Source organism: Acidithiobacillus sp. TH-A117 (assembly GCF_057473465.1).
In genome coordinates this window covers 1-22,324 of sequence record NZ_JBYCKQ010000012.1, presented here as the reverse complement: position 1 = coordinate 22,324, position 22,324 = coordinate 1, and the positions used below count along the sequence as shown (strand labels likewise).

Below are 22,324 nucleotides of genomic sequence, written 5' to 3'. Positions count from 1 at the left end.
TCAGTTCTCCTGTGGACGCAAGGTCCACTTCAGATCATTGTCCAGCAGCTCGAAGCCACGACTTTGCCAGCGTGGAGCTTCGGCAAGCCGGGCAAAAGGCCCGAGCTGAACAGCCGCCCGGGCTCCCTGTCCGAGCAGCATGGGCGCCACATAGACCAGCCACTCATCCACCAGATCTGCCCTCAGCAGTGCGCTCGCCAGAGTCGGGCCGGCTTCCACCAACACTTCGTTGATCTGCTTCCCGGCCAGTAGCTGCAGCAAGGCGCGCAGGTCCAGCCGCACTCCATCCAGGGGCAGCGCCAGCAATTCCGCGCCGGCTTTTTGCAGCATACGGCGTTTTGCTGCCGAGACTTCCGGCCCATGCGCCAGCCAGACCGTCCCCGGAGAGGCAAACAGCGCCGCATCAGCGGGAGTGCGCAGGTATGTATCCAGAACCACCTTGACCGGATAACGCCGCAGCGGCAGCTCCAGGCGCGGAGCCAGACGCGGATTATCGGCCAGGACTGTACCCACCCCTACCATGATGGCACTTACCCGCGCCCGCTCTTTTTGCACATCGGCGCGGGCCAGTGTGCCGGTCAGCCACTGACTCTGGCCATTGCCCAGTGCCACGGCACCATCCAGACTGATGGCCTGCTTCAGCCGGATCCAGGGACGCCCTTTTTCCATGCGCTGCAAAAACCCTGGATTCAGTTCCCGGCTTTCCGCTTCCCCGCAGCCCAGATCCACCGGAATACCGGCAGCGCGAAGCCGGGCAATACCCTGTCCGGCCACCAGCGGATTGGGATCCTGCATGGCCACAACCACGCGTCCCACCCCGGCAGCCATCAAGGCATCGGCACAGGGGCCGGTGCGCCCCTGATGGGAACAAGGCTCAAGGGTCACATATACCGTTGCACCCCGGGCGGTCGCTCCGGCTTCGGCCAGAGCAATGACCTCAGCATGGGCTTCTCCGGCAAAAAGATGAGCGCCCCGCCCGACGATGTTTTCACCCTGGACTACCAGGGCACCCACCCGAGGATTGGGATGGGTGGAATACAACCCCTGCCGCGCCAGATCCAGGGCTGCTCCCATGAAGGAAGCATCGCGCTCAGTCAGCACCAGATGCGCCTTCTTCTGTATTGGAGGGCTGCACCTCTTTCAAACGGGCAATTTCGGCACTGAAGGCGTCCACATCTTCAAAACGCCGATAGACCGAGGCGAAACGCACATAGGCAACAGGATCAAGACCGCGCAAGGCCTCCATGACCAGCTCTCCGATCAGCCGTGCCGGTACTTCCCGATCGCCTTTTTCACGCAGCCGCCGCTGTATCTGGCGCAAGGCAGCATCCACCTGTTCGGTGGCCACGGGCCTTTTACTGAGCGCCCTGGTCAAGCCACGCTGAAGCTTGTCTTCATTGAAAGCCTCGCGACGACCATCGGTTTTCACCACCATCGGCAGGGAGAGTTCAGCCCGCTCAAAAGTCGTGAAGCGTTGCCCACATTGCGGACATTCCCGACGGCGCCGCACGGTCCCGCCCTCATCAGCAAGGCGGGAATCCACCACCCGGGTATCAGCGAAGGCGCAAAACGGGCAATGCACAGAACCCTAGCCGTAAACCGGAAACTGTTTGCACAGGGCGATCATATCCGCCTGCACCCGGGCAATCACCGACTCATCACCGGGAGCATCCAGTACATCGGCAATACCCTTGCCCAAGCGTTGCATTTCGGCGTCGCCAAAGCCCCGGGTAGTGGCTGCCGGGGTACCGATACGAATACCACTGGTGACGGCTGGCGGACGGGTATCAAAAGGCACCGCATTTTTGTTGACGGTAATGTGCGCACGGCCGAGAGCTTCTTCGGCTTCCTTGCCCGTTACCTTTTCACCTAGATTGAGCAGGAAGAGGTGATTGTCGGTGCCGCCGGAAACCGCCGTATAACCACGCCCGGCCAGAACGCCGCTCAGGGTCTGGGCATTGCGAATGACCTGCTGCTGATAGGTTTTGAATTCGGGCTGCAGGGCTTCCCGGAAGGCCACCGCCTTGCCGGCAATGACATGCATCAGGGGACCACCCTGCAATCCCGGGAAAATCAGCGAGTTCACCTTTTTAGCGTACTCTCCACGACAGAGAATCAGGCCGCCACGGGGACCACGCAGCGTTTTGTGGGTGGTGGTGGTGACAAAATCGGCATGGGGCACCGGGCTGGGATGTAAACCGGCGGCGACCAGTCCGGCAATATGCGCCATATCCACCAGCAGATAAGCACCGATACTCCGGGCAATCTCACCGATTTTTTCAAAATCAATAATCCGGGAATAGGCGCTGGCCCCGGCGACAATCATCTTGGGGCGTTCCTGTTCGGCTTGGGCCGCCAGGGCATCATAATCAATGCGCCCATCTTCAGCCCGCACCCCATAGGCAGCCACCTGAAAGAGCTTGCCCGATACATTGACCTTGGCACCATGAGTCAGATGCCCGCCGTGGGCCAGACTCATCCCCATAATTTTGTCGCCCGGCTGCAATACCGAAAGATACACGGCCTGATTGGCCTGAGAACCGGAGTGGGGCTGCACATTGGCATGTTCGGCACCGAAGAGCTCCAGGGCACGATCCATGGCAAGCTGTTCGGCAATGTCCACATATTCGCAGCCACCATAATAGCGTTTACCCGGATAGCCCTCGGCGTACTTGTTGGTCAGCACCGAACCCTGGGCTGCCATGACCATGGGACTGGTATAGTTTTCGGAAGCAATGAGTTCCACATGGTCTTCCTGACGTTGGGTTTCCTTGCGCATGGCATCCCACAAGGTGGGGTCAAAATCAGCAATACTGAGGGTTTTGGAAAACATGCTGCACTCCTTCAAAAACTTCCGGGAAATTTGTGGCTAGACACTAATGGATACAAGCACTCACGGCAAGGGTAAAAAATGCGTGCAAACCATGAATGAAACTCATCAGAGCTTGACACGCACCGGCTGGGGATGCTGCGCCAGCACGAAGCGGGAAGCTTCTTTCTTTTTCCGGGGAGGACGACGTTTGTCGGCAAATATGTCCTGATAGGCGACATGAATGACCGGCGGCCCCAGCACCCAGACAATCAAGCCCAGCCACAATTGGGAAAAAGCCGGCATGAACAGATTGGCGAGCAGAATAATGGCCCAGAGGCCAATCAGGGGATCCCGCAATTCCGGTCGGAACAACAGGGTCAAGGTGGTTTCCACCTCGGATTCGAGCCAGCCATGCCCCTTGTGCAAAGCCAGGGCGATACCGAAAAAAGCCGGAGAAAACCAGAAATAGGGCATCAGAGACAAATCCGAGAAACGCTGTCCGAAAGCAAACCACCAGCCCCAGAATCCCTGACCCATACCAGTATTGTCATGCCAGGGGATATTGATGCCGGCGAGCAGACTGCCCATGACGACCATGTCCTGACCAAACTCGAAAATCATACCAAAAACAGCAAAAAGCATTCCCCAGACTACCGCCACATGGAGGGCGTGGCGGGTTTGCCGGGGACTGTAGGATTCCGCCTCTGCGTCGGTATTGGCCGCAATTTCCAGGCCAAAAAGCAAACCGAAGGGGGCCAGGGCATACATCAGCCATTCCGGAAAAGGGATAGCGGCCAGCACCAAAGCACCCCCCGTGAGCCACAGCCAGGGACTGGGCCGAGCCATGACCAACTCAGCACCCCCTTCGACCCAGCTGACTACGCGATTTACCCACTTCCAGGCCAAAATCATCCCCCGGCAATTTGGCACATGGCCAAATACATCTTAATGCGGATCATATTCTCTACACATTCTAAACCATCCAGATAGGTGAATACAAAATTCCTACACAGAATTTTACTCCAGGTTTGCACTGCTTCGATGACTACCCTCATGCCGCTTGTCGCCGCCGTCCTTGAAGTTTAGACTCACTCGGCTCCTTTAGCTCCTCAATATTATGATGATTAGAAAAGCATACCATGCCTGCTCAGATACCTGCTGATTCCGTTGGATTGGTCACGCCGCAGACGGTCACCTTCCCGGCCGAACTGCAACTGGAGTGCGGGAGGAGCTTGCCTGGCTATACCCTGGTTTATGAAACTTACGGGGTATTGAACCGGGAGCGCAGTAACGCCATCCTGCTCTGTCACGCCCTCTCCGGTGACCATCATGCCGCCGGTTATCATCAGCTGGAAGACCGCAAACCGGGCTGGTGGGAACATCTGCTCGGTCCCGGCAAGGCCATGGATACGAAGCAATTCTTTTTCGTCTGCGCCAATTTCATCGGATCGTGTAAAGGTTCAACCGGTCCCGCGAGCATCAATCCAGAAACTGGCAGTCCCTGGGGCCTGGATTTTCCTATGGTGACCGTGCGCGACTGGGTAAAGACCCAGGCCGATCTGGCGGACCACCTGGATATTGCACAATGGGCTGCCGTCATTGGCGGCAGCCTGGGCGGTATGCAGGTCATGCAATGGAGCATGGATTACCCGGAGCGCCTGCGTAATGCCGTGGTCATTGCTGCCGCCCCCAAACTGACCGCGCAAAACATCGCTTTCAATGAAGTCTGCCGCCAGGCGATCATGACCGACCCGGATTTTCATAATGGCCGCTATTATGCCCACGACACCAAACCCCGCCGGGGTCTCTCCCTGGCACGCATGATTGGCCATATCACCTACCTTTCCGATGACGCCATGCGCAGCAAGTTTGGCCGCGATACCCGGGGAGGCAAGGCTTTTTCTTTTGGTTTTGATGTGGATTTTGAAGTGGAGAGCTATCTGCGCTACCAGGGTTCCAGCTTTGTCGAACGATTTGATGCCAACAGCTATCTCTACATCACCAAGGCCCTGGATTACTTTGATCCGGCCAGTGCCTACGGAGACAATCTGGCAGAAGCCTTTGCCAAGGTACAAGCGGCTTTCCTGGTCATTTCTTTCAGTTCCGACTGGCGTTTTTCCCCGGAACGCTCCCGGGAAATCGTCCAGGCCCTCTACACCTGCAATCGCGATGTCAGCTATGCCGAAATCGAAGCCACCCACGGCCATGACTCGTTTTTGATGCCTATCCCCCAATACGTGGCCGTCCTGCGCACTTATCTGCAACGCGTGGCCGAGGAGATCGGCCTATGAAGCTGCGTCGCGACCTCGCCATCATCGCCGACTGGATTGCTCCCCAGAGTCGCATTCTCGATCTGGGTTGCGGGGAGGGCGAGCTGCTGGCTTACCTGCGCGCCGAAAAGGGGGTGCAGGGTTACGGGGTGGAAATAGAAGAAGACCGGGTGGTTGCGGCCATTCGTCGGGGAATACCTGTCATTCAGCAGGATCTGGATCAGGGTCTCAAAAATTTTGCCGATCTCAGCGTCGATACTGTGGTGCTTTCTCTCACGCTCCAGGCAACGACCTTTCCCCGCCAGCTATTACTGGAGATGTTGCGGGTTGGCCGGGAAGTGATTGTGACCTTCCCCAATATGGGACACTGGCATGCGCGCTGGCAACTGGGTGTTCTGGGCAAAATGCCGACCACAGACGCCTTACCTCATACATGGTACGATACTCCCAACATCCACCTGTGTACGATTCGGGATTTCGAGCAGCTCTGCGCTGACAACGGTATTGTCATTCATCAGCGGGTGGTACTGAATGACCGGCGGCGCAGTACCTGGCGCAATCGTCTGTTACCCAATTTTTTTGGAGAAGTTGCCTTGTATCGCTGTGCGCTGGGCGCACGCTGAGGCCTACGCAAGGAGAATGCCATGACTCTGGAACTGATCAGCTTCCCCCTCTGCCCCTATGTGCAACGTTCGGTCATCACCTTGCTGCACAAGCAGGTGGGTTTCCAGCTCACCCATATTGATCTTGCCCACAAACCCGAATGGTTTCTGGCTTTATCCCCCATGGGAAAAGTACCCTGCCTGAAAATCGGGACGGATACGGTGCTTTTCGAGTCCCAGGTTATCAATGAATACCTGGATGAAACCATTGCGCCGGCATTGCACCCTGCCGACCCGCTGGAGCGCGCCCAGCATCGCGCCTGGATTGCCTTCGGCAGCGAAATGATCGGTGACCAGTTTCAGATGATGATCGCCCAGGGAGAAGAACGCTTTACCGCCGCCAGTCGCCAACTCTTCGACAAACTGGAGCGACTGGAAAAAAACATGACCGGAAGCCATTTTTTTGCCGGCCAGAACTTCAGCCTCGTGGATGCGGCTTATGCGCCCTTATTCATGCGCATGGAAATCCTCCATGCCTTAAGACCATTACCGCGCTGGGAAGCCTTGGGCAAACTGCGGCGCTGGACAGCCTTGCTCATGGAATTACCGGAAGTAGCCGGTTCCGTTACGGCTGACTTTCCGGAACGACTGCGCAATTATATCAGCGAAAAAGGCAGTCTTCTGCTACGCTCAGTCTGAGTCGTCGGGTTTGAATGGCTGGAAGCCGCATTTACGATAACAGGAGTCGTGTATTATGAGTGATCAACAGGGAGAGGACATGCAGGATCAGGCGCTCGTGCCCACCACCCACTTTGGTTACCAGGAAGTTCCGGAAACTGAAAAGGAAGATCTGGTCAAAGGGGTTTTCAGCAGTGTTGCGGGCAAATACGACCTGATGAATGACCTGATGTCACTCGGTGTCCATCGCTTGTGGAAGCGCTTCACGGTCGATCTGGCGCGCCCCCGCCCCGGCCAGCGGGTGCTGGACCTGGCTGGAGGAACCGGTGATCTGGCCGCCGCCATTTATCCGCGCATCCAACCCCGGGGCTCCATCGTCGTATCGGACATCAATCCGGAAATGCTCGCCGTTGGCGAAACGCGCCTGGCTGACAAGGGGATTGTCGCCGGGGTCGAATTCGTCGAAGCCAATGCCGAAGAACTTCCCTTTCCCGATCGCGAATTTGACCTGGTAACCCTCGCCTTCGGAATCCGTAACATGACCCACCCCGAGCGCGCCCTGAAGGAAATTCATCGTGTTCTCAAGACCGGTGGCCGCGCTTTGATTTTGGAATTTTCCCACCCACGCTGGCCGGGTTTGCAGTCCATCTACGACCTCTACTCCTTTCAGCTGCTGCCACGCATTGGCGAGCTCGTGGCCAAGGATCGGGAAAGTTATCAATATCTGGTGGAATCCATCCGCCGCTTCCCCGACCAGGATACTTTCAAGATGATGATGGAAGATGCCGGACTGGAACGGGTGGAAGTTTTCAATTTATCGGGGGGTATTGTCGCGCTGCATCGCGGCTTTCGTATGGACTGATGAATGCTTTTCATCTGAACACCTAAAAATTCCCTCTTGAGCCGAGACTCCGGGCAGGGCATGATGGCCTCAATTTTCGCAGAGGAGTAATGCCCATGACGTCCGTTCACAGTCTCGGTTTTCCGCGTATCGGTCATAAACGCGAACTCAAAAAAGCGCTGGAAAGCTTTTGGTCCAAAGAAATTGACGAAAAGGAACTGCAAGCCCGCGCTGCCCAGTTACGTGACCGCCACTGGAAAATCCAGCAGACCTGTGGGATGGATCTGATTCCGGTCGGTGATTTCAGCCTTTATGACCACATGCTGGACATGAGCTGCACCCTTGGCGCCATTCCCCCGCGTTACGGTTTTTCCGGCACCCAGGTCGGTCTGGATACCTTTTTTGCCATGGCCCGTGGTTCCAGCACCCAGCCCGCCATGGAAATGACCAAATGGTTTGATACCAACTACCATTTCATCGTCCCGGAATTCCACGAAAACATGACCTTCAGCCTGAGCAGCGAGCGCCTGTTTGATCAGGTCAAGGAAGCCCAGGCCCTGGGTATCAAGGCCAAGCCCGTGCTCGTCGGTCCCATCACCTATTTGTGGCTGGGCAAGGAAAAGGACCTGAACGCCGAAGCCCATCATGAGGCTCAGCATCATCATGATGACAGTGCCTGTCATGGTCACGGCGCCCCGGTAGGCAATGCCTGCTTTGATCGTCTGACTCTGCTGCCCAAGGTGCTGCCGGTGTATGCCGAAATTCTTGAGCGACTGGCCGGCATGGGTGTGGACTGGGTGCAGATGGATGAACCCGCTCTGGCTCTGGACCTTCCCGCCGAATGGCGCAAGGCTCTGGAATCGGCTTATCAGACCCTCAGCAAGGGCAAAAGCCCCAAGATTTTGCTGGCGACCTATTTTGATTCGGTGGCCGATCACGCCGAAGTCCTCAAAGCCCTTCCGGTGGCCGGCCTGCATCTGGACCTGCGCCGCGCTCCCCAGCAACTGGACAGCTTCCTGAAAAACTTTCCCGCCGAAAAAGTGCTTTCCCTGGGTGTGGTGGATGGTCGCAACGTCTGGCGTGCTGACCTGGATGCCGGCCTGAAACTGCTGGAACCAGCCCATCAGCAGTTGGGCGAGCGCCTCTGGGTGGCTCCTTCCTGCAGCCTCTTGCACACCCCGGTGGATCTGGATCAGGAAAACGAACTGGATGCCGAACTGAAATCCTGGCTGGCTTTCTCGGTGCAAAAGCTCGATGAGGTCGCCATTCTCGGTCGTGCCCTCAACGCCGGCGTGGATGCCGTTGCCCAGGAGCTGGCTACCGCCCGCGCTGCCGTGCATTCCCGCAAAACCTCCCCGCGCATTCACAACCCGGCCGTGGCCCAGCGCCTTGAGGGTCTGGGTCAGGATGACGGACAGCGTCACAGCCCTTTCCCGGCGCGCGAAGCAGCACAGCGGGCGCGTTTCAAGCTGCCTGCTTTCCCCACCACCAGCATCGGCAGTTTCCCCCAGACTCCGGAAATCCGTAAGGCCCGGCTGCAGAATCGCAAGGGTGAACTGAGCAACGCCGACTACCAGAAAGCGATGGAAGCGGAGATTGCCCTGGTGGTGAAAGAACAGGAACGTCTGGGCATTGATGTGCCGGTACACGGCGAGCCTGAACGCAACGACATGGTGGAATACTTTGGTGAACAGTTGGCAGGATTTGCCTTTACCCGCCATGGTTGGGTACAGAGCTACGGTTCACGCTATGTAAAACCGCCGTTGATTTTCGGCGACGTATCCCGCCCCACCCCCATGACCGTGGCCTGGAGCCAATATGCCCAGTCCCTGACTCAACGCCCCATGAAAGGCATGCTCACCGGACCGGTGACCATCCTCCAGTGGTCTTTTGTCCGCGATGACCAGCCCCGGGAAAGAACCGCCCTGCAAATTGCCCTGGCCATCCGTGATGAGGTCAAGGACCTGATCGACGCCGGTATCGGCATCATCCAGATTGACGAGCCCGCTTACCGCGAAGGATTGCCTCTCAAGCGCAAGGACTGGGATCACTATCTGAACTGGGCTTCCCGGGCTTTCCGGATTTCTGCGCAAATCGCTCCCGATGACGTGCAGATTCATACCCACATGTGTTACTCGGAGTTCAATGACATTCTGCCTGCCATTGCGGCCATGGATGCGGACGTCATCACCATCGAAACTTCCCGGTCGCAAATGGAGTTGCTGGATGCTTTTGCCACCTTCAATTACCCCAACGAAATCGGACCCGGTGTGTATGATATCCACTCCCCCCGCGTTCCCAGTGTCGAAGAAATGGTGGGGCTGATGGAAAAAGCCGTCAAGGTGGTCCCTGCCGAGCGCTTGTGGATCAACCCCGACTGCGGACTCAAAACCCGCAAGTGGGCAGAAGTTACCCCGGCCCTGGAAAACATGGTGGAAGCCGCCAAGCAGGTGCGTGCCAAGCACGTCTGATTCCTCCGGGATTGTTGCATTACCAAGGCCCCTTTACCGGGGCCTTTTCATTTATTGATGCTGCGACTTTTTTCGATGCGTACGGAGCAGATCATGCCCGCCACCAGGGGGAAATTTTTGGGGTTTTTGAGTAACCGGATGCGCACCGGAATGCGCGAGGGTAAACGAACCCAGTTGAAGCTTGCCCGGACCCTGGCCTGCAACCTCTCGCCAGTCTGACTTTCGCGGTCAGCAATAGCCGGCGCAATGCTCTCCACAATGCCGGACAAACGCTCATGCGCGCCCAACAGGGTGATCCGGGCATGCTCACCAATGTGCACACCCTGCAGGCGGGTCTGCTCAAAATAAGCATCAATCCAGTAGGACTTGGCTTCCACCAAGGCCAGCAATCCCTGACCCTGGGTTGCATAGTCACCGGCCCGCAAGCGCAGATGGGTAATGGTCCCGGCAACCGGCGCCCGCACAACCGTTCGCCCCAAGTCATAGGCTGCCAGACGCACGGCCGCTTGGGCGGCGCGCAGTTGTGCTGCCGCGACATTCACTGCCAGCACGGCATCGGCGCGGGCCTCGGCAGAAACCGCTGCAGCAGGTAATGCGGCGCGGCGCGCTGCCTGTTCGCGTCGCAGAGCCAGGCGGGTGCTGGCTACGGCAAGCGCAGCCTGGGCTTTATCCAGGGCCAGCTGATAGCGACGCGGATCAACCCGAAACAGCAGGGCTCCCGCCGGCACCGACTGGTTGTCCTTGACAAAAACCTGCGTGACCCGGCCACTGACATCGGCATTGATCTCGACAATCTGCGCCTGAACCACCGCATCCCGCGTCCACGCAAGATCCATATAGGCATGCCATAAACGCCAGCCCAGATAAAGTGCAAGAGTCAGCACCAGAAGGGTCAAAACTACACGAACGAGGCGGCGGATCATCCATACACTCCCAGGGCGAGGGCCGAAAAAATAATGACGAACAGCGACAGGCGGAACAGGGCTGGATGCCATATCCAGCGCTCCAGATTCCAGCGGCTGCTCCATTTATCGAGGAGTAGATAGAGCAGGACACTGAGAGCCAATACCGGCAGGAGAGTAGGCACCAGCGCGCCAAAAATGACCATTTCAACGGGCATGGGCATGTTCCTCTGTCGCTACAGACAGACGCCGGGACACGCTGGCAATCACATGCACATAAACTTGAAACAGGGCGTTGGGCGGCAGAATCGGGTGCAGGGCCGGGTCCACTTTTTCCTCCGGCAACCCAGCCACGGCATCCAGAATAGCCCGGACCCGCGCCCGATATTCTGCCGTTGCGGGAACCTCGCGACTTTGCTGAATAATCTGCAGCAGGGGCGTCACATACTGTTCCTGATAACGTTGCAGAGGATGTTCTCTATCCGTCTGCATATTCAGTAAAATTCGGAGCTGCAGGAGGGCCTCCGCCAACTCATTCAGACGCATGGCCTCACGCAGTACCTCAACGTCACGGGTTTGCTGAGGTGCCAGATCTGCGGCCAGCAAGCGCAGATATTCTCGGCTTTCCAACTCAAACTGACTGCGCAGTCCAGGGGAAACCTGGTCACTGGCCACTCTGCGTACCCATTGCTGCAAATGCGTCAACAGTCGGCGGCGCTCCCAGCTATTGCCTACCGGAAAAATCAGGAAAAAGGCAATCCCCACCAGAAACACCGAGAGGAGTTCGGCGACTCCCGTATTGAGCATCTCCACATAAGAAAAGGCCTGATCATTGGCAGGAATCGCCAGCTGCGGGAAAAATATCCCAAAACCGGCGGCGGTACCTGACCAGCGGGTACGGGTCAGCAACCAGGGCGATATCAGAAAAAATGGTAGCAGAGCCAATGCCAGCAGCGGAAAACCCTGCACTCTGGGCAGCAATTCCAGACTGAAAAACAGAGCTGCCAGAAATGCCCCGACAATACCGAAACCCATCTGGCGAACCGAAGCCAGAGGATTGGGAAAAGTCGAAAAGAGGGCACTGAGCACCACGGCAATGATCAAGGCGGCGGGTCCCGACGGCCAGGCAGCCTGCAGCCAGAAAAATGCTACGGCCGCCACAACCAGCATACTGCGCAGAGCCGCGCCCAGGGGTTGGACAATTTCTGTGGGGGGGCGATCAAAAGTGGCCGACGGACTAGCCCCCGTCACCGGGGGTAAATCCTGATCGCGGAAATGGTCGTAGCTGTTCAGATAGCGCAGTAATTCTGCCAAAAACCGGGTTAGCAGCAGAATCAGACTATCCAGAGCCAGAGCCTGATCGGGGTTCAAGGAAGCGCGTAAATCCCGGCGCAAGGTCTGCAGTTGATCGACCGTGCGCTCCAGCACCTGCTGCAAAGGCAGATGCACCAGCATGGTCCCGTTGGCTTGCACATTTTCCTGCAGTTTTTCGAGGTCCTGGCGCAGCGGCGCAAGCAGCGCTTTGACCGGATCACCGAGAGCCGCCAATTCGGGCCGCCGGAGCCGGCGAATATGGCTGTTCAACAAGTGCAGGGCGCCAGAGGCCATCATCATATCGGCGATCATCTGCTGGGTGCGTTCATTGTGCTGTCGTCCCCTGGCACTTTCAAAGAGACTGCTGGAACGATAACTGTCCAGTTGCAAGGTCTCCTGAATCGCTTCCAGATGTAAAACCATCCAGTCCGCGCGGGCCACGCCGCCATCGTGCACCCGCAGGGTGTTGCGCAAAAAATGCTGAAGTCTGGCCCGGGCAGTCTGGCGCAGCAGATCTTCCAACGATTGCGGAAAAACAAGGGCACTGATCACCGAGGCTACTACAATCCCGAGCATCACGTCGCTGAGGCGCGCCACCCCGATATAAAATGCGTGGCCGGGGTCGAGGGCGGCGGGCACCCCTACCAGGGCCGCCGTATAGCCCGCCAGCACAAAAGCATAGGCTTGGAAATTCCGGAAATACCGGGCACCCGCCGTACAGAAGCCCACCCAGAGCGCGAGGCCCGCCAAAAACCCGAAACGCGCATCGGGAAAAGCCGCCACCAGTAACAAAGCCACGATACTTCCGACGATGGTGCCAATGGCGCGATAAAAGCTCTTGGCCAGAACCATGCCATTGCGTGACTGCATGACAATGAATACGGTAATGACCACAGTGCCGGGGGAATCGAGCTGAAAGCGATAGGCCAACCAGAGCCCCAACAACGCCGCCAGGGCGGTCTTACCCCAGAAAATCCAGTCTGGCACCTTATGCTGCCAGAAAACCTGCCAGAAAGCCTGCCAGTTTTGGCGACCGGCAAGAGTGGCCGGACTCATGGTGCTTGCCGATGCCGGAACCAGGTGTCCGGAATCACTCGTCCGCCCAGGGACGCATACACATTGATCAGGGATTGCCGGGCACGGGCGTCCAGTCGCGTTTGTTGCAGCTGGTTGTCGATCAGGGTGAGTTTGACTTCCAGTTCGGGCAGGGCATTATTGAGTCCCGCTTGATAGCGCTGTTGCTGCAGGCGCTTTTGAAGCTGCAGGAGCTGGTCGCGCTGGTCCAGACTGGCACGCTCCTGACCGGCAGCCTGTAAATCGGTCAAAGTCGCTGTAACCTGCCGCAAGGCCTGCAGGAGACTCTGCTGATACTGCGCCAATGCCAGATGATAATCAGCCTGGGCAGCATCAAATTTGCCCCGCAGACGGCCACCGGTAAACAGGGGCAAGCTGATAGCCGGCCCTACTCCAGCCTGCAGGGAGCCGGGGTGCAAAAAAGTGAACAAGCTGCCGGCTGCCGCCAGGCCACCGGCAAAAGCGACAATATTGACGTTGGGATAATAGGCATCTCGCGCCACATGGATAGCTTCTGCGGCAGCCTCAATGGCGCTGCGGCGGGCCAGCACATCGGGACGCCCCGCAATCCATGCGGCGGGAATCTGCTGGGGAATCTGCCAGCCGGACAGGGGCATCAGGACCGGCGTGGCCGCCAGGTCCCTGGGCAACCGGGTACCCACGCCGCAGAGCACGGCCAGAGCCTGTCGGTTTTTGCGGGCTTTGGCCTGTTGGATGACGATGTCTTCCTGCAGACTGGAAATGCGCTGGGCGTAGCCCAGGGCAATCAGCGAGTCGGCCAGTCCCTGCTGGTAACGCTCTTTCTCGATTTCCTGAATCTGCAGCAGTAGCGTCTGTTCCTGATGCAACTCCGCCAGGATGGCAGCGTCAGCCCGTACCGCCAGCATTTGTTGCAGGACCGCATTTTCCAACAGCAACACGGCTGCCCGGCGGCGTTGCTCGGCAATACCCAAACGATATTGAGCGACTTTTGCGCGGGCCTGTTCTTGTCCCCCGATATCCAGGTTGTACGAAAAATCCAGCTTCAGGGCGTTATTCCAGGAAGATTCGCCCGCGTAAGGCGGCAGATAAAACTGGTTTTTGGTCCATTGGCTGATACCCACCTGACCGCTGGTCTGGACTTGGGGTAAAAGCTGAGCGCCAGCCTCGCGCAAATCCGCCGCCGCCAGGCGCACCCGCGCTTCGGCAACAGCCAGATCAGGATTTTTGGACAAAGCCAGTTGGAGAATTTTCTGTTCAGCAGGATTCAGTAAGGATCGCCACCAATCGGACTGTGCCGGCGTGGTAGATCTTCCCGCCACCAGTACGGGGCTGATCCGCAGGTTCTGGATTTTGTCGGGTGCCGCCAAATGCGGCATCCGGGGAGCACAACCGGTGAGCATCAGCAATGCCCAGGCCACAAAATACCCACGTCGCAACGGCTACACTCCCAGCATAAGCAACATCTCTTGCGCTGCCGAGATTACCGCTTCAACACGATCCCAGCAACACGGGCAGGAGAACGGCAAGCGCAACCGCCACCCTAATGACGGCTTGTCGATGCACAGACAGGAAAGATAGAATCCAGACGAGCCTTCTTGCGCTTTTTACAGGGACAGCCTATGCATCTTTCGCCCCTCCATAATCTGCGTGCAGATGTGCCCGCTGCGCTAGTGGTGGCCCTGGTCGCCATGCCCCTTTGCCTCGGCGTCGCGCTGGCTTCAGGAACCCCTCTGCTAGCGGGTTTGATAGCCGGCATTTTGGGCGGGCTACTGGTACCCCTGTTCAGCCGCTCAGCCCTGGCCGTCAGTGGCCCCACTCCGGCTATTGTCGCCACCCTGCTGGTGGCCATGGAAAGCCTGCACAGCTTTCCGGCATTGCTGCTCGCCGGTGTCATCGCCGGCGCTATCCAGATCATTCTGGCGCTGTTCCGGGCTGGCGTCATTGCTTATTTTTTCCCCTCTGCCGTCATTCAGGGCATTTTATCGGCCATTGGCATCATCATCATTCTCAAGCAGTTTCCCTACGCCATTGGCTTTGATATCGGTGAATTCGGCAATCAGGATTTTTGGGACAGCCATGGGGAAAACACCTTCAGCGCCATACTGTCAGCATTGGCACATGTTGAGTGGGGGGCGCTGCTGGTCAGTGTCCTGGCCTTGTCCATTCTGATTCTCTGGGACAACGTGGCGATTCTACGCAAACAAACCTGGCTCTCCGGTCCGCTGATGGCGGTGGTATTGGGAACGCTGCTCAACCTGCTCTTTGTGCATTTTCTGCCGGGGCTGGCCATCGACAAAAGCAATCTGGTCAATCTGCCGGTGATCCGCTCCCTGGCCGATTTGCAGGGCATGCTGCAAATGCCGGACTGGGGAATGATCGGCTCCAAAACCGTGTGGATTGCGGCTGTCGCCATCACCTTTATTGCCAGCCTAGAAAGCCTGCTCTCCATTGAAGCGTCTGACAAACTCGATCCCTTCAAAAGGCGGACGCCCCTGGACCGTGAACTCCTCGGGCAGGGGATTGCCAACATCGCGAGCGGATTGATCGGCGGACTGCCGGTTGCGGCGGTCATTGTCCGCAGCACGGCCAACGTCGCTGCCGGTGCCAGGACTAAAGCCAGCGCCTTTCTACACGGTATATTCCTGCTCCTGGCGGTACTTTTTCTGGCCAGACTGATGAATCACATCCCACTGGCAGCCCTGGCGGCCATCCTGATTTTTGTCGGTTTCAAACTGGCCCATCCGCACATTTTCAGGAAAATGTTCCGTCTGGATAAATCCCAGTATTTACCCTTCCTCATCACCATTATCGCCATTCTTTTCACCAGCCTCATTACCGGCGTTGTCATCGGGCTGCTTGCCGGGATTTTCTTTGTACTCAAGGCCAATTATCACAGTGCCATCGATATTGGCCGGGAAGGTGACGCCTATAAAATCTCCCTGAACCGGGAAGTCACCTTCATCAACAAGGCGCGCCTCTCCCATATTCTGGAAAGACTGCCCAGAGGCGCGGAAGTGATTCTGGATGGGAAAAAGGTGCGCTTCATCGATCATGACGTGCTCGAAGTCATCCGCGATTTTGAGCGGGCAGCCGTGCTCAAAAACATTCAGCTCCGGGAGCAGAATTTCGACACACCCGTACTCAAGTCCCGCGTCTGAGCTTTACAGGCGGCCCTGCGCCAGCAGCTCCGCATTACCCCCGGCGGCCGTGGTATTAATGCTCACCGCCTGTTCCGCCACCATGCGTAGCAGGTAATGGGGGCCTCCGGCTTTGGGTCCGGTGCCACTTAATCCTTCCCCACCAAAAGGCTGTACGCCCACCACGGCACCAATCATATTGCGATTGACATAGACATTGCCGCAGCGGGAGCGCGCGGCGATGTGTGCCGCCCGACCATCAATCCGGGTCTGTACACCCAGGGTCAGTCCGAATCCCAGTGCGTTGACGGCGTCGATCAAGGCATCGATTTGCCCGGCCTTCCAGGTGACTACCTGCAACACCGGCCCGAATACTTCCTCGCGAACCTGACCAACCTGAGTAATGGTATAAGCACAGGGAGCGATAAAATGCAGATCCCGCTGTTGATCATCCGGCATGGTCAGGGCCAGGGACGTATCCCCGCCCCGGGCACGCTCCAGCAAAGCCGTCGGCCAGGCGGTACGCGCCAGCAATTTACCGCCGCCCTGCTCTATCCGGCCGATTTGTTCCACAAGATGAGACTGGGCTTCGGCATCAATCACCGGGCCCACATCCGTGGCATAATCCAGCGCCGGACCAATCACCAGCTCCTGCATGGCGCCGGTCAACATGGTGAGAATTTCATCCGCGCATTCTTCCTGCAGACAGAGCAGACGCAGTGCCGAGCAGCGTTGTCCGGCGGAACGAAATGCCGAAGCAATAACCGCATCCACCACCTGTTCCGCCAGGGCAGTGGAATCCACAATCATGGCATTGATGCCGCCCGTTTCGGCAATCAAAGGAACGATGGGGCCGTCTTTCACCGCCAGGGATTGATGAATATGGCGGGCGACCGCGGTTGAACCGGTAAAAACCACTCCGGCGGCCAGAGGATGCTCCACCAGCGCCGCACCCACGGTTTCACCGGCACCGGGCATCAGCGCCAGGGCATCCCGGGGAACTCCTGCCTCCCAGAGCAGTTCCACAAAGGCTTTGGCTATGGCCATGGTTTGCTCGGCGGGCTTGGCTGCTACACTGTTCCCGGTCACCAGCGCCGCAACTACCTGCCCTGCAAAAATTGCCAGGGGGAAATTCCACGGACTGATACAGACAAACACGCCCCGCCCCCGAAGATTCAAGGAATTCGTCTCACCCGTTGGACCAGGGAGTATCTCCTTGCGCATCAGGGCTTTGGCCTGAATAGCATAATAGCGGCAAAAATCTACGGCCTCACGCAGTTCGGCAACCGCATCTGCCAGGGTTTTGTGGGCCTCACGCATCACCAGGGCGAGCATGGACTCGCGCCGGGACTCCAATAGATCAGCAGCCTGAGTCAAAATCTCGGCGCGCCGCTCCACCGGCAGAGCATCCCAACGGACCTGTCCGGCATGGAGGGTATGCATCAGTGGTTCGACGTCTTCCGCCGTCATTTCTTCGGGAGTCGCTACGTGCAACGCCCGGGCGGCGGCCAGTACCGGACTGCGTTCAGTGTCATAAGTCATATCCATTCCTTGGCTGTTCAGACGGCGTTCACCGTGAAGGTGACCATAGATCTCTGCAGGACTGGGCAGTGCTGCTTCTTCTGCACGCCAGAGGGGACTCACCAGGAGATCCTCAGCAGCCACATGCTGATTGGCCAACTGATGAATAAATGAGGTATTGGCCCCATTTTCGAGCAGGCGCCGTACCAGATAGGCCAGCAGATCGCGGTGACGCCCTACGGGTGCATAAATGCGCAGACGCTGAAGAGAACCCTGGCGTAATACTTCGCGATAAATCCCCTCTCCCATGCCGTGCAAGCGCTGCATTTCAAAGCGGGCGTCGGGCTGCTGCTCAGCCAGCCGTAACACGGCGGCAATGCTCGCCGCATTGTGGGTGGCAAATTGTGGATAAACCAGGGCCTGGGGACCATTGGCGGCTTCAAGCAGGCGCGCCGCACAAGCCAGATAGCTGATATCCGAATGATGCTTATGGGTAAAAACCGGGTATCCCGGCAGACCCATTTCCTGGGCTCTTTTGATTTCCATGTCCCAGTAAGCCCCTTTGACCAGACGCAGCATCAAGCGGCTCTGATTGCGGCGGGTGCGGGCCAATACTTCTTCAATGACCGTATCGGCGCGGCTTTGGTAGGCCTGCACGGCAATACCCAATCCTTCCCACCCGGCGTAAGCCGCATTACGCGCCAGATGCTGTTGCAGGGCATCGAGCATATCGAGCTGGAGCTCCAGACGATCACTTTCTTCCGCGTCCAGGGTCAGATTCAGTCGCCCTTGGGCAGCCAGCTCTGCCAGTTGCTGTAACTTGGGAAAAAGTTCTTGCCAAAGACGGCCACGCTGGGCTTCTTCAAAGCGCGGATGCAAAGCCGATAGCTTGATGGAAATACCATCGCGCTCCCGGGGGCCACCATTGCCGGGTTGTGTCGCCAGAGCCCGCAAAGCAGATTCATAGGCTGCTGCATAACGGGCCGCATCGGCACTGTTGCGGGCGCCTTCTCCGAGCATGTCGTAGGAATAGGACAATAAGGGCTGCTTTTTTCTGGCCTCTCCGGCCCGACGCCGCGCCTCGCCCAGATCCTGCCCCAGCACAAACTGCCGCCCCAGCAGGGCAATGGCGCGCACGGCAGCGGTCACCACCGTGTTCATCCCAAGCCGCTGCACCAGATTGCGGGTTTCCTTTTCGGCCAGCAGGCGACGCGACAAAATCAGCACCCGACCCGAAATCTGGGTAATCCAGGACTGCTTTTCTTCTCCAGCAAAACGGGCCCGTCCGAGTTGATCTGCGGCCAGCAGCGCGGCCGTACCGGTATCCGGGACGCGCAGCAAAGCCTCGGCAAGACGCATCAAAGCCAAGCCCTCGGCACTGGTGATGGGGTATTCTTTGAGCAGAGACTCCAGGGCCCAGAACGGTGCCGGCTGCTTGCGCACGGCTTCCACCCAGGGACGGGCCTGGTCAATTACTTCCAGCCAGTTGAGCTTGTCGCCGAGAGCCAGGAGAAGAGCGTTGACCTGCTCTTGCTCGTCCCGGTAGGGAGGCGGCAGCAAACTGGCGGCGTCCAATGACCCCAGGGGTTGATGAACTGCATCGGGTGAAGCTGAAACTGCATACAAACGGGTTTGAGACATTCCAATAAGGCTCCTTGCAGCAGGTAATCGGGTTCATGATCAGCCTGTGCCTGCCTCCTTTTAGCTTCTGCGGATTTTATGGGCTGTTTTGTCCCAGCACTAAAATCTCTTGTAAAGATCTTGTCATAAAGGGTGTCATATTTCGGTTATTGGATGCAAGGGTGGGTGACTATGGCAGCATGCTGCATCAGCCGTAAAACACCCTCGAACCACCGGGCTCGAAGATGTTTCTCCTTGTTATATCGGCTTAATCTCCATCATTGGCCACATAGTAAGAAACCGGGGCATGATGCTTGGCAGCATAATCATGCAGATACGCCATGACCTGCGCGTAAGACCTTGTCCCTTTGGCGCCAATCCATTCCTGACGCATTTGCTCAGGACCAGGAACCTTGAGCAGGCTGGTAGGCGTATAACTGGCCGCAGCATCCGGCAAAGACTGATTGGCTCCATGGGGACTGGTATGGGATTCCAGCCACTGGGCGGTCAGAGCATGGCCTGTGGCTCCCGCTTCCCGTCGCAACAGCACGTGGTTGCTGCAGGTGCCCGGATTGAAACGGACAGGAACCTGCATGGGCAGCACCGGGATGGGAGCAAAATCGGGATGATCTGTCCAGATTCCCGAAAAGACGGCGGCGTTACTGTCCCACTGCGACATGGGCGGGAGCCCCAAAATCGCTTCGATGGTCTTGACGATATTGACTTGGGAATACTGAGTCGTTTCCAGATAGTGCTGTTTTACCCAGGGACCAATGGCCAGCGCAAAAGTTCGGTGGGCATTGATGTGATCGGCGCCCGACTGGGCATCGTCCTCGTTGAGAAAGACCACCATGTGTTTCCATTGCGGCGTGGTGGAAAGGTAGTGCAGAAATTGCGCCGTGGCATGGTCATTGTTGGCCACATAGTAGTCGGGCGAGTAGTAACAGGCCTTGCGACCCGCCGTATGGTCATCGGGCAGCCAGATATAAATGAAGTGCGGGAACTGAGCCCCTGGATGCTGCTGGAGCCAGTGAATGGCCAGCTTGGCCCGGTCGGTATCGAGAATCATCCGATCCCAGGCCGGAAAGTCCGTCGCCAGATGCGTTTGCATGACCTTCGAGATGGCCCCGGCCTTGGAGCGGGAAACAAACTCACCAAAATCCTCAAAAGAAACCTGATGCTCCAACAGATCATTGAAGAGGAAGAGCCGTCCCGGATAACTGATCCAGGGGTTGGACCAGTGCCCCAGCACCGAAAGATTCTGATAAATAGCAAAGGGATTGTTGGCGCCGGGCTTACCCGGCTGCAATGATTGGGTCCAGCCGGGATTTCCTACCAGTCCGCGCTGGGAGTAATACTCCGGCCAGGTCCGTTGGACGAAATCCGAGTCAGAGGCACCGGTAGTCCATTGGTGGGCCTGAGCGGTTACTTCACCGTCGGCCATGAAGTTGACGAAGAGGGTGTTGTGGGCGGCCAGATGATAGAGATTGGGTAGCTCGCGGGGCCCGTAGAGGTCGAGCTTGGGATCCGCCCAGTGCCCTGCTGCCTGATATTTGCCCAGATCTTCGTCAAAGGTCTTATTCTCGCGCAGAATGAAAACTACATAGTGAATGTGCTGATGAAGCCAGTCGGTGGTTTTGACATCTGCCCCATGGCGAGCAGCACGCTGGGCCGGGCTGAACCCATCATTTTCCAGCACTTGTTGCGTCCATTCCGGAAGTTTGCTGCCCAACGCGGACAGCGAAACCTTCTGGACCAGACCATTCATCATGTCACCGACCCACTGAAAATGAATATTAGGTCCACTACCCAAGCCCTTGCCCGCTACAACGTAGAGATTTCCGTCATGCACCGTCAGCGCGGTCGGATACCAGCCTGTGGGAATCAGCCCCAGCGCCTTGCCGCTGGCCAGGTCAAAAACGGCGACATCATCGTTGCCGGCATTGGCGACAAAAATCTTGCCGTCGGCTACTGCCAGGCCATCGGGATAGCTTCCGGGCAAGGCATCGGGGTAAGGACTATCATCCAGTACCCGTACCATTTTCAGCGTTTGCGTGTTCACCTCTACTATCCGATCGGCGTTGGCATCAGCCACCAGCACATCAGGGCTTCCCGGGATGGCCGTCATAGCCGTAGGATGAACACCCGCACCCGTGCTTGCGGCCGTTTCTTCGGGACCGGTAGCAATCTGCCCGAGGGTCCGAAAAGTGGCGCGGTCGATCACCGTCACGCCATTGCCTCCCCAGTCACTGACCACCAGCCTTTTGCCGTCATCCGCCAGAGTTACCGCAAAAGGATAGGCCCCGGCATTGACGTAGTCGGTCTTTCCGCTGGCAATATCGATCCGGGCGAGGCTGTTGGACAGCATACCGGTCACATAAAGATGCTTTCCCGCTGGCCCAACAGCTACTGAATCCGGATAAAAGAGGTAGGGCTTGTCCTGATCCCCCTGATATTGATAGGGATACTGATCCTTGGGAAATTTCTGCCATTGCAGGCTGTAGTGATGGATCACCTGCAGCTTGCCATCCACCATCCGCATGGCCAGCACCTGATCAGAGACACCACCCGTCGCATAGAGGGTGCCGTCCGGGCCGCTAGTCAATCCCTGAAAGAGATCGCCGTGGCCGACTACCGTGGCGTCCAGCGCTTTTTTACTGGCCTCGGAACGCAGGGTGGCAGCAGCGTCAGCCGCAAGTTCCTGCGGCTGGGCCTTGGTCCGATAGGCCACACCACCAGCCAAGGGGGCGCTCGGCGCTTCAGCAATACCAGTGCCATTCGGTAAGGGAATACTCACGGGCTTTTTTGGCGTGCCATCCCGGTAAATGGCCAGCAGGGCCTGCCTTTGCAGCTGCGGACCAAAGAGCTCAATACTTTGGGAGGGACTGGCACCATTGGCGAGGACAGCCACACCACCGGAATAAGGTACAATCATGGTCGGGAAATTAGCGGTGTCATTGATAGTGCCGACTGGTCCAACTTTCCGCCCCGAGGGCAGCGCATGTGCGTATTCTGGCCCATCGTGGGCAGTCATTCTGAATGATCGTGGGCGGTGATTCTGGGCGATGGTGGGCAATGATTCTGGCGGATCGTGGGCAGT

Annotated in this window: 16 protein-coding genes; 6 read left to right on the top strand and 10 right to left on the bottom strand. The window is 57.7% G+C overall.

Annotation, left to right across the window (positions count from 1 at the left end; translation table 11 throughout):
* The 4 genes from ribD to AC2VLR_RS02520 form a co-directional block, all read right to left on the bottom strand.
* Positions 1 to 1,101, bottom strand: a complete 1,101-nt coding sequence (gene ribD, locus AC2VLR_RS02535) for a bifunctional diaminohydroxyphosphoribosylaminopyrimidine deaminase/5-amino-6-(5-phosphoribosylamino)uracil reductase RibD (protein ID WP_486880724.1) — start codon at positions 1,099 to 1,101, stop codon at positions 1 to 3.
* Positions 1,091 to 1,582 (bottom strand): transcriptional regulator NrdR, encoded by a 492-nt coding sequence (gene nrdR, locus AC2VLR_RS02530; RefSeq protein ID WP_215844297.1) that lies wholly within the window; start codon positions 1,580 to 1,582, stop codon positions 1,091 to 1,093. The genes ribD and nrdR overlap by 11 nt, the downstream gene beginning before the upstream one ends.
* Before the next feature lie 6 nt (positions 1,583 to 1,588).
* Positions 1,589 to 2,833, bottom strand: a complete 1,245-nt coding sequence (gene glyA, locus AC2VLR_RS02525; RefSeq protein ID WP_215844296.1) for a serine hydroxymethyltransferase — start codon at positions 2,831 to 2,833, stop codon at positions 1,589 to 1,591.
* Between the two features lie 105 nt (positions 2,834 to 2,938).
* On the bottom strand, positions 2,939 to 3,658 hold the full coding sequence (locus tag AC2VLR_RS02520) for a hypothetical protein (RefSeq protein WP_486880723.1): 720 nt from the start codon (positions 3,656 to 3,658) through the stop codon (positions 2,939 to 2,941).
* A 293-nt stretch (positions 3,659 to 3,951) separates the two neighbouring features.
* Here AC2VLR_RS02520 and metX point away from each other — a divergent pair, with 293 nt between their 5' ends.
* From metX to metE, 5 genes are all read left to right on the top strand, one after another.
* Positions 3,952 to 5,103: a homoserine O-succinyltransferase MetX gene (metX, locus tag AC2VLR_RS02515; protein WP_486880722.1), complete on the top strand. Its 1,152-nt coding sequence runs from the start codon at positions 3,952 to 3,954 to the stop codon at positions 5,101 to 5,103.
* Positions 5,100 to 5,705, top strand: coding sequence for a methionine biosynthesis protein MetW (gene metW, locus AC2VLR_RS02510; RefSeq protein WP_486880721.1), 606 nt, complete (start codon positions 5,100 to 5,102; stop codon positions 5,703 to 5,705). Before metX ends, metW begins: the two co-directional genes overlap by 4 nt.
* A 21-nt stretch (positions 5,706 to 5,726) precedes the next feature.
* Complete coding sequence (locus tag AC2VLR_RS02505; protein WP_486880720.1) at positions 5,727 to 6,383, top strand: glutathione S-transferase family protein; 657 nt, start codon at positions 5,727 to 5,729, stop codon at positions 6,381 to 6,383.
* A gap of 55 nt (positions 6,384 to 6,438) precedes the next feature.
* Positions 6,439 to 7,224 carry a bifunctional demethylmenaquinone methyltransferase/2-methoxy-6-polyprenyl-1,4-benzoquinol methylase UbiE gene (ubiE, locus tag AC2VLR_RS02500; protein WP_486880719.1) on the top strand — a complete coding sequence of 262 codons (786 nt, stop codon included), beginning with the start codon at positions 6,439 to 6,441 and terminating at the stop codon, positions 7,222 to 7,224.
* 95 nt (positions 7,225 to 7,319) lie between these two features.
* A complete protein-coding gene (gene metE, locus AC2VLR_RS02495; protein ID WP_486880718.1) occupies positions 7,320 to 9,674 on the top strand; it encodes a 5-methyltetrahydropteroyltriglutamate--homocysteine S-methyltransferase in 2,355 nt (784 codons plus the stop codon).
* A gap of 47 nt (positions 9,675 to 9,721) precedes the next feature.
* Here the strand turns inward: metE and AC2VLR_RS02490 are convergent, their stop codons facing one another.
* From AC2VLR_RS02490 to AC2VLR_RS02475, 4 genes are read right to left on the bottom strand one after another with little or no spacing between them, the layout of a single operon-like run.
* Positions 9,722 to 10,597: an efflux RND transporter periplasmic adaptor subunit gene (locus AC2VLR_RS02490; RefSeq protein WP_486880717.1), complete on the bottom strand. Its 876-nt coding sequence runs from the start codon at positions 10,595 to 10,597 to the stop codon at positions 9,722 to 9,724.
* Positions 10,594 to 10,794, bottom strand: a complete 201-nt coding sequence (locus tag AC2VLR_RS02485; protein WP_215843016.1) for a DUF1656 domain-containing protein — start codon at positions 10,792 to 10,794, stop codon at positions 10,594 to 10,596. Before AC2VLR_RS02485 ends, AC2VLR_RS02490 begins: the two co-directional genes overlap by 4 nt.
* Positions 10,784 to 12,946 carry an FUSC family protein gene (locus tag AC2VLR_RS02480; RefSeq protein ID WP_486880716.1) on the bottom strand — a complete coding sequence of 721 codons (2,163 nt, stop codon included), beginning with the start codon at positions 12,944 to 12,946 and terminating at the stop codon, positions 10,784 to 10,786. Before AC2VLR_RS02480 ends, AC2VLR_RS02485 begins: the two co-directional genes overlap by 11 nt.
* Positions 12,943 to 14,382 (bottom strand): efflux transporter outer membrane subunit, encoded by a 1,440-nt coding sequence (locus AC2VLR_RS02475; protein ID WP_486880715.1) that lies wholly within the window; start codon positions 14,380 to 14,382, stop codon positions 12,943 to 12,945. The genes AC2VLR_RS02480 and AC2VLR_RS02475 overlap by 4 nt, the downstream gene beginning before the upstream one ends.
* Before the next feature lie 183 nt (positions 14,383 to 14,565).
* Between AC2VLR_RS02475 and AC2VLR_RS02470 the strand changes: the two genes are divergently transcribed.
* Entirely contained in the window at positions 14,566 to 16,104 is a 1,539-nt protein-coding gene (locus tag AC2VLR_RS02470) for a SulP family inorganic anion transporter (RefSeq protein WP_486880714.1), read from the top strand.
* Positions 16,105 to 16,107: 3 nt separating this feature from the next.
* On the opposite strand, the gene putA is transcribed toward AC2VLR_RS02470, so the two are convergent.
* Together putA and AC2VLR_RS02460 are read right to left on the bottom strand one after the other, a co-directional pair.
* Positions 16,108 to 19,245, bottom strand: coding sequence for a bifunctional proline dehydrogenase/L-glutamate gamma-semialdehyde dehydrogenase PutA (gene putA, locus AC2VLR_RS02465; RefSeq protein ID WP_486880713.1), 3,138 nt, complete (start codon positions 19,243 to 19,245; stop codon positions 16,108 to 16,110).
* Positions 19,246 to 19,492: 247 nt separating this feature from the next.
* Positions 19,493 to 22,300: a quinoprotein amine dehydrogenase, beta chain-like protein gene (locus AC2VLR_RS02460; RefSeq protein WP_486880730.1), complete on the bottom strand. Its 2,808-nt coding sequence runs from the start codon at positions 22,298 to 22,300 to the stop codon at positions 19,493 to 19,495.
* Positions 22,301 to 22,324: the final 24 nt, after the last annotated feature.

Bases quoted from the DNA above. Each gene is read 5' to 3' on its own strand.
- AC2VLR_RS02520 (WP_486880723.1), bottom strand. From the start codon at position 3,658: ATGGCTCGGCCCAGTCCCTGGCTGTGGCTCACGGGGGGTGCTTTGGTG.
- metW (WP_486880721.1), top strand. From the start codon at position 5,100: ATGAAGCTGCGTCGCGACCTCGCCATCATCGCCGACTGGATTGCTCCC.
- AC2VLR_RS02470 (WP_486880714.1), top strand. From the start codon at position 14,566: ATGCATCTTTCGCCCCTCCATAATCTGCGTGCAGATGTGCCCGCTGCG.
- AC2VLR_RS02485 (WP_215843016.1), bottom strand. From the start codon at position 10,794: ATGCCCGTTGAAATGGTCATTTTTGGCGCGCTGGTGCCTACTCTCCTG.
- ubiE (WP_486880719.1), top strand. From the start codon at position 6,439: ATGAGTGATCAACAGGGAGAGGACATGCAGGATCAGGCGCTCGTGCCC.
- putA (WP_486880713.1), bottom strand. From the start codon at position 19,245: ATGTCTCAAACCCGTTTGTATGCAGTTTCAGCTTCACCCGATGCAGTT.
- AC2VLR_RS02505 (WP_486880720.1), top strand. From the start codon at position 5,727: ATGACTCTGGAACTGATCAGCTTCCCCCTCTGCCCCTATGTGCAACGT.
- metX (WP_486880722.1), top strand. From the start codon at position 3,952: ATGCCTGCTCAGATACCTGCTGATTCCGTTGGATTGGTCACGCCGCAG.
- metE (WP_486880718.1), top strand. From the start codon at position 7,320: ATGACGTCCGTTCACAGTCTCGGTTTTCCGCGTATCGGTCATAAACGC.
- AC2VLR_RS02490 (WP_486880717.1), bottom strand. From the start codon at position 10,597: ATGATCCGCCGCCTCGTTCGTGTAGTTTTGACCCTTCTGGTGCTGACT.
- AC2VLR_RS02480 (WP_486880716.1), bottom strand. From the start codon at position 12,946: ATGAGTCCGGCCACTCTTGCCGGTCGCCAAAACTGGCAGGCTTTCTGG.
- glyA (WP_215844296.1), bottom strand. From the start codon at position 2,833: ATGTTTTCCAAAACCCTCAGTATTGCTGATTTTGACCCCACCTTGTGG.